The 7,153-nt window shown below is 37.7% G+C and carries 7 protein-coding genes; 2 read left to right on the top strand and 5 right to left on the bottom strand.

Going from position 1 to position 7,153, the window contains the following annotated elements; all coding sequences use genetic code 11:
• The first annotated feature begins 91 nt into the window (after positions 1-91).
• Both Q0L68_RS13730 and Q0L68_RS13735 read left to right on the top strand, forming a co-directional pair.
• Positions 92-1,135 carry a bile acid:sodium symporter family protein gene (locus Q0L68_RS13730; RefSeq protein ID WP_296704211.1) on the top strand — a complete coding sequence of 348 codons (1,044 nt, stop codon included), beginning with the start codon at positions 92-94 and terminating at the stop codon, positions 1,133-1,135.
• Positions 1,136-1,196: 61 nt separating this feature from the next.
• Positions 1,197-1,616 (top strand): nuclear transport factor 2 family protein, encoded by a 420-nt coding sequence (locus tag Q0L68_RS13735; protein WP_296704197.1) that lies wholly within the window; start codon positions 1,197-1,199, stop codon positions 1,614-1,616.
• Between the two features lie 34 nt (positions 1,617-1,650).
• Here Q0L68_RS13735 and Q0L68_RS13740 read toward each other — a convergent pair whose 3' ends face one another.
• From Q0L68_RS13740 to Q0L68_RS13760, 5 genes are all read right to left on the bottom strand, one after another.
• Positions 1,651-2,358: a class I SAM-dependent methyltransferase gene (locus Q0L68_RS13740; protein WP_296704198.1), complete on the bottom strand. Its 708-nt coding sequence runs from the start codon at positions 2,356-2,358 to the stop codon at positions 1,651-1,653.
• Between the two features lie 25 nt (positions 2,359-2,383).
• A complete protein-coding gene (locus tag Q0L68_RS13745) occupies positions 2,384-3,250 on the bottom strand; it encodes a cation diffusion facilitator family transporter (RefSeq protein WP_296704201.1) in 867 nt (288 codons plus the stop codon).
• A gap of 107 nt (positions 3,251-3,357) precedes the next feature.
• Complete coding sequence (locus Q0L68_RS13750; RefSeq protein WP_296704204.1) at positions 3,358-4,665, bottom strand: APC family permease; 1,308 nt, start codon at positions 4,663-4,665, stop codon at positions 3,358-3,360.
• A gap of 106 nt (positions 4,666-4,771) precedes the next feature.
• Positions 4,772-6,538, bottom strand: coding sequence for an arylsulfatase (locus Q0L68_RS13755; RefSeq protein WP_296704207.1), 1,767 nt, complete (start codon positions 6,536-6,538; stop codon positions 4,772-4,774).
• Positions 6,539-6,597: 59 nt separating this feature from the next.
• On the bottom strand, positions 6,598-7,153 hold a 556-nt coding region (locus Q0L68_RS13760), incomplete at its 5' end, for a helicase-related protein (protein WP_296704209.1).

The raw sequence follows: 7,153 nt of genomic DNA on the forward strand, positions 1-7,153 counted from the left end.
GCTTGTTTTCGGGTTAATTTCAAAAGCTTTCACCCAAAATACCTCAATCTTGAATTCGAAAATCACTAAATCACTTTCTGTTCTTTCAGCAATCTTATTTATTGCGGCAATTGCTACAAGTTTATTTTCAGGAATTGAGAATGCCGGCTTCCTCTGGATAGGATTCTTCTTTGTCTGTGCGATTTTATTTTTAGGAATTGAAAAACTGAAGGGCTATGCATATTCGATGATGATCTTTGGATCAGTTGCCATAGCAATGTATTTTCCACAATACTTTATCGAGTATAAAGACTTTAAATTCAGTGCTTTGATCGTTCCATTGATTCAGGTGATTATGTTTGGAATGGGGACTTCCATGAGCATAAAGGATTTTTTGGGAGTAGTCAAAATGCCTAAAGGAGTTATGATTGGAGTTTTATGTCAGTTTTCGATCATGCCCTTTATCGGATTTACCTTGGCTAAATTGAGTGGTTTTCCCCCTGAAATTGCCGCAGGGATGATTTTAATAGGTTGCTCTCCAAGTGGGATGGCATCCAATGTGATGGCTTTTTTAGCAAAAGCTAATTTGGCACTTTCCATTACTGTTACATCCATTACCACGCTATTAGCACCTTTAGTCACCCCATTTTTAATGGGATGGCTTGCCGGAGAATTTGTAGCAATAGATGTGGTAGATATGATGTTTAGCATTGTTAAAATGGTCATCATTCCGATTGGTGCCGGATTAATTTTCAATTATTTCCTTCAAGGGAAGTCCAAATGGCTTGATGATTTGATGCCGATTATCTCTATGGCTGCTATTGCCTTGATTCTTGTAATTATTGTCGCTGCCGGTAGAGACAGCTTATTGGATATTGGACCACTTTTGATTGTCATGGTTATTTCTCACAATCTTGCAGGTTATGTTCTTGGGTATTGGGCTAGTAGATTATTTAAATTGAGCGAAAAGGATTGTAGAACAATTGCCATTGAAGTAGGAATGCAAAATGGAGGGCTTGCATCAGGCATAGCAAAAGAAATGGGTAAAATTGCTACAGTGGGTCTTGCACCCGCGGTATTTGGGCCATTTATGAATGTCAGTGGATCCATTTTGGCTTCTTACTGGCATAAAAAACCAATTGAAGGAGAAAGTTAAAAACACGTTTCAGAATATTTCTTTTACCCTTAAATCAAAAGAATTAAAATCTTTAAAAATGATGAAAACACTTTTATCCTTTTTGTTTTTCCTAATAGCTCTTACTACATATGGGCAATCGGAAAATGAGCTTGCCGGTCAAGTTGAAAAACTCAGGTTAGCATTAATCGACCCAACAGAAAACATACTTAAAGAATTAAGTTCGGCTTCTTTAACATATGGCCATTCAAGTGGATTACTGGAAAATCAAGACCAGTTTATCGAGGCTCTTGTCTCAGGAAAATCTGACTTTTCTACTGCTTCTTTCGAAGACCAAAGTATTGTGATTGAAAATAACATCGGTATTGTCCGACACTATTTAGTAGCAGAATTAGTAGAGGGAGAGAAAATTAATTCTATAAAAATCGGTGTAATGTTAATTTGGCAAAAAGAAGAGGGAAAATGGAAACTCTTGGCAAGACAAGCCTATAAGCTTTCTTAGTGTCAATTAAGCTAATTTCAATTCCATTTAATTTTTATTTAACCCCTCCAAAGGCTCCAAAACACATGTTTTTGTGAAGTATTTCTGTGCTTGAGAACCCTACCTTTTTCATCAGTTCAAGTTGAAAACTCATGGATCTAGGTGAATCTTCTTTCGCTACATATGCAAGGACTTTTTCGCTATAATCTTTATCGACCAAATCTTCAAGATAATCCCCATATCGCTCCCAAGTATATTCATCTAAGATTGGGTTTTCTTGAGTGATTAAATCTGAAATCATCAGGCAGCCTCCTGGTTTTAATAAATGATAAAGTTTTGTAAAAGTGCTTTCCCAATCCTCATCATCTCGCAAATGATGCAAAACTGCCCCAGCCAAAATTATGTCATACCCATGATCTTCTAATTGAGCAACTCGAATATCAGCCTGAATGCATTTTACTTTTCCTTTAGCCACTTGACTGATACGCTCCTCAGCTTTTTGAAGCATTGGACTACTCAGATCAACAAGGGTACAATTAAGGCCTGGAAGCTTGGAAAGCATTTTTAAGGTGTAGTTGCCTGCTCCACAGCCTATGTCCAAAACATTTTTAGCATTTGGAACAAGCCTCTTGGCTGCCTCAGTAATTAACTCTAAAGAAATTTGAGCATCGATCGTTGCGATTTGCCCCGTTTCAAGGTTTGAAAATCTCTCAACATCCTTATCAAAGCGCTCTCTGATTTCGTCAACGGTAGATTTTTTCATAATATTTTCCGTTACTAATTAATCCTTAAAAGGGTTCGATATGAATTAATAAATGTCCTATCTCTGGTAATTCTTTTTGTAATTTATCCTTTAAAACATGGGAAATATCATGCCCTTCGGTCACTGTAAGATTTCCATCAACTAAAGCATGTAAGTCTACATGATAATCCATTCCTGCTTTTCTTATAAAACACTTTTCTGTTCCTTTCACACCTTTTACCTGGATTGCAATTTCCCGGATTTTATTGATCATTTCTTCATGGTTGTTTTCATCCATGACTTCTGCCAAAGCTGGTCTGAAGATTTTATAACAATTGTAAACAATAAAAAATACCGCAACCAAAGCTGCATAGTCATCAGCGACTTCATATCCCTTTCCAAAATATAAAGCTATAGAAATTCCGATAAATGCAGCAACTGAAGTAATTGCATCGCTTCGATGATGCCAAGCTTCTGCCTTCAGGGAAGCGGAGTTTATTTTTTTGCTTCTTCGGATTACGATTTGATACGAAGTTTCTTTCCAGAGAATGATAGCACCAAGAATCCATAAAGTGAAACTTTTGGGAGTTTCATGGGGGATTCTGATGTGTTGAATTGCTTGAAAGGCAATAGTAGCAGCCGAAACTATTAAAAAGGCAACCACTAAAAAAGTGATTAAAGGCTCTGCTTTTCCGTGACCATAAGGATGGTTTTCATCGGCAGGTCTATTTGCATATCGAAGTCCAACAAGCACCAAAATTGAAGCAAATACATCTACTACTGATTCAATTCCATCTGCTATCAATGCGTAGGAATTCCCAAAGACTCCAGCTAAAAATTTTATTGTAGCCAAAACCACATTTCCCAGCATGCTGAAAATCACTGTTCGTATGGCGAGGTTTTGATTATTCATTATTTAAAGCAAAATAGAAAAGCAATAGTAGTGTACTTCTAAATAAACCTTCACTTTAATCAAAGATTAAGGTTTCATTTAAGCTTTAGAAATTTCGGGAAGAAATATTAAGCTTCTTTTTTCTGATCTCTTCCAAACCAGTATAATACTGAACCGATAATAATTAAAACCCCTGTTAACCAAACAGAAGTCCAACTCACCTGAATCATTAACCATAAACAAGCTAAGATTCCTAAAACCGGTACTAGATATCCGCCTCTGAGGATGAATGGGCTTTGTTCTTTAAATCTAGGCCTAAGCACTGGAATGGCCGCACAGCTCATGATGTACAAAAACAACCTGGATAATACTGTCATTGCAGCAAGAAAGGTGAAACTGCCAAAAGCTGCTAAAATAAAGGCTGCCATTCCGAAAAATAGCACAGAATTGGAAGGGGTAAGGTATTTAATATGAACCTCGCCAAACCACTTTGGTAATGATTTTTCCAGAGCTAAAGCATAAGTGATTCTGGTAGCTGAAAACATGGAACCTATCAAATTAGCAATCACGGATGTTGCCACTCCTATCATAAGAATTACAGCTCCTGTATTACCAAATAGAGAGGATGAGGCATCTAAAAGTGGGGTATTGCTATCTGATAAATTTGGAACTGCAGCCTGTGTAACTAGTTGGATTAACATATACAAAACAGCGACAATTACTAAACCTAGCAACAAGCCCAAAGGCATATCCCTTTCGGGTCTTTTGGCTTCACCGGCAGGTACAACTGCTCCCTCAAAACCGACAAATGCATAGATTAATAAAAGGGCAGCGGCTCCTAAATTCGAGCTTTCTGGCAGAGGACTGCCGAAAGAAGGTAAGACATCAGGACCTAAAATCGCAAATCCTCCAAATACCAATCCAATTAGGACAGAGAATTTGATGATTGTAAAAATGGTCATTGATCGGATGGATTCCACAGAACCTAAAATATTGATCAAGCTTAATGCTCCGCAAGTAATTGCTAAAGAAATAAGTCTTCCAGATCCTTCAGAAGCGATAGGAAGAAAGTATCCTATACTATCTGTTAAGAGGACCGTATTTGCTGCAAATGAAATTAGTCTTGCTAAATAATAAAGCCATCCCCCCTGAAATCCCACGAATGATCCAAATGCCAATTTCCCATACCGAATAGGACCTCCTGTGCCTCGGAAGTAGCTCCCTAATTCCGCAAAACATAATATAACAGGAAGAATCAAGATAGCGCAAAAAGCATAGATCAATACACTGTATTCTCCTGCTAATCTGGCAGCTCCAGAGGGTAACCCAAAGATCCCAGCACCTATTAAACCATTGACTACCAGCATCCAAACTCCCCAAAGGCCTAAATTTCTTGGTAATTTTTCTTGAATTTCAGGACTTGGTTTTTCGGGCATGAACTCTGCGATTATGGAATTTTATTGGCAAAAAGATAAGCTAAAATATCAATCTATTGAATCTGATTTATAGTTTAAAAAGATTTAAATGATAGAAGGCAAAGGATTATCTTTTTAGGACTTCCACCCAGAAGGGAAAAATCTGTTTTCCATCTACCTGGTAAAAAGGAATTAATTCGGTTTCCATTTCCAAAAGACTCACTCCTTTCATTTCTATGAGGTCAATTTCCTCCTCCGAATTGTCTGTGGCTAAGTTGACAACAGTTCCTGCCTCCAAATACATTTTTCCTTTTGCTGGTACCGGCTTTACAAATTTGAATTTAAAATCATAAGTCCCCGGAGCAATCTTTACATTCCAATAGCCGTATATTTCTTCCTGAGCCCAAATCCCTCTCTGTCCCGCTGCATCATTCCTATTCAAAAAAGTCGGGTTTTCATCCTGATATCCAATATGAATTCTAGGCGGTTCTAATAGATTTTTTTCTTGAATCAATTCCTCAAAAATCTGATCCATTTCAATTTTCAGGTCAAGACCTTTCTCTTTGTCCTGAGTTATTAAGTTAGTTTGTTCATATGGATCCTCTTGTAGATTGTACAATTCAAACTCCTCAATTGACGCATCGTAATCTGTTTTTCCAATTAATTTCCATCCTGAATTCTGAATAGAAATATTGTTGTATCGCTCCGGGTATTTCCTGTTCCAATAAGAGAAAAAGCTTCTGTTTTCAAAGCTACTTGCATCCCCTTCAATTAAGGGAATGAGACTTTTTCCATCTATTTTTCTATCAACAGGAATAGCAAGGCCTGTCAGTTCAGCGATAGTAGGAAGTATATCCAAATGCGCTGTCAAGGCATTGATCTTTTTATTTTCTGGAAACTTATTTGGGTAGCGAATCAACAAAGGAGCTCTCACGCCGCCTTGAAATACATTTCCTTTTAATCCTCGAAGGCCTGCCACATAACGCTGTTGTTGAGGTCCATTATCGGTTAAAAAAATCACAATGGTATTGTCAGCTATTTTTAGTTCCTCCAACTTATCAAAGAGCTTCTTCAAGTTATCATCGATGTTTTCCACCATCGCATAAACCTTTCTGGCATCTTCTTTTTGAGACTCGTTCATAGGATAGAAGGGCTTACCATCCGCTCCGAATCCCGCTGAAGGGTCAAGATCTTTGTACTTTTGGTAATATTCGTCAGGAACCTGAAGAGGAGTATGCGGGGCATTAAATGAGAGATAGGTGAAAAATGGCTGATTCCTATTTTCTTCAATGAACTTAATTGCCTCTCCAGCAAAAATATCAGAGCAATAACCCAAGTAGGATTCTTGCTTGTTATTATGCCAAAGAACCGGGTCAAAATAGCTTCGATCACCCTGATAATAGGTGGTGAAATCTCCTACTTGTCCCATCCCACCAGATAAATGTATTAGGGATTCATCAAAACCTTGATCGCTTGGACGCATCGGATAATTGTCACCCAAATGCCATTTTCCAAATATCCCTGTGGTGTAGTTTTTTTTTCTAAGTAACTCAGCAATTGTAATTTCATTTGTGGCCATCATCGCACCTCCATTATAAGTGTCTCGAATTCCAGTGCGAAGAGAATATCGACCTGTCATCAAACTTGATCGAGTTGGAGCACAAACAGGAGAAACATAAAAGTTGGTAAACTCAATGCTTTGCTGTGCTAACTTATCCAATGTAGGAGTGGAAACATGGGGATTTCCAGTAAATCCAAAATCACCATATCCCTGATCATCGGTAATTATTACAATTACATTTGGTAAGGATTGGGCAAAAGCTGATAGCTCATAACTGAAAAGTTGAAAAATCAGTAGGAAATAAAAAATCGATTTGATTCTAAGTGAGATCATTTTTTTGAGATTGAATAGAAACAAAAGTTCCTCTAAAAAAATGAAAATTCAAATTTCTTTTAGAAATCGAAGTCCTCGGTACTTCTCAACTGTATATGTTTTTTCATCTTTTTTTGGATGATTTTAAAATGGTGTAAATCCTCTTCTGTAACTAAAGATATTGCCTCGCCGGTTGCACCTGCTCTCCCAGTTCTTCCGATTCTGTGGACATAGTCTTTCGGAGATCGAGGCAATTCGAAGTTGATCACCAATGGTAAAAATTGAATATCAATACCTCTTCCCGCTAGGTCTGTTGCAACGAGTACTCGTGTCTTTCCAGATTTGAATCTAGCCAATGCCTCTGTTCTTGCTCCCTGACTCTTATCTCCATGAAAAGCGATTGCATCAATTCCGTTTTTTACCAGTTTAGTGACCACATTGTTAGCCGTTCTAATTGAGGATGTAAAGACTAAAATCTGGCTCCAGTCACCTGAATTGATAATATGTCTCAATAAAGGGCCTTTTTTCTCTGCGCTTACCCGATAGGCATATTGATCAATAAGGTCTATCTCAACTTCAGCCGGTTTTACAGAAATCCTTTTTGGGTCTTTTAGTAATGATTCGATCATTCCTTCC

The sequence above is a fragment of the Algoriphagus sp. genome (genome assembly GCF_024642405.1).
In the GTDB taxonomy this organism is placed as follows: domain Bacteria; phylum Bacteroidota; class Bacteroidia; order Cytophagales; family Cyclobacteriaceae; genus Algoriphagus.

What these genes read in the sequence shown, in the direction of transcription:
- Q0L68_RS13735 (WP_296704197.1), top strand. Translation starts at nt 1,197, where the DNA reads ATGAAAACACTTTTATCCTTTTTGTTTTTCCTAATAGCTCTTACTACA.
- Q0L68_RS13740 (WP_296704198.1), bottom strand. Translation starts at nt 2,358, where the DNA reads ATGAAAAAATCTACCGTTGACGAAATCAGAGAGCGCTTTGATAAGGAT.
- Q0L68_RS13745 (WP_296704201.1), bottom strand. Translation starts at nt 3,250, where the DNA reads ATGAATAATCAAAACCTCGCCATACGAACAGTGATTTTCAGCATGCTG.
- Q0L68_RS13750 (WP_296704204.1), bottom strand. Translation starts at nt 4,665, where the DNA reads ATGCCCGAAAAACCAAGTCCTGAAATTCAAGAAAAATTACCAAGAAAT.
- Q0L68_RS13755 (WP_296704207.1), bottom strand. Translation starts at nt 6,538, where the DNA reads ATGATCTCACTTAGAATCAAATCGATTTTTTATTTCCTACTGATTTTT.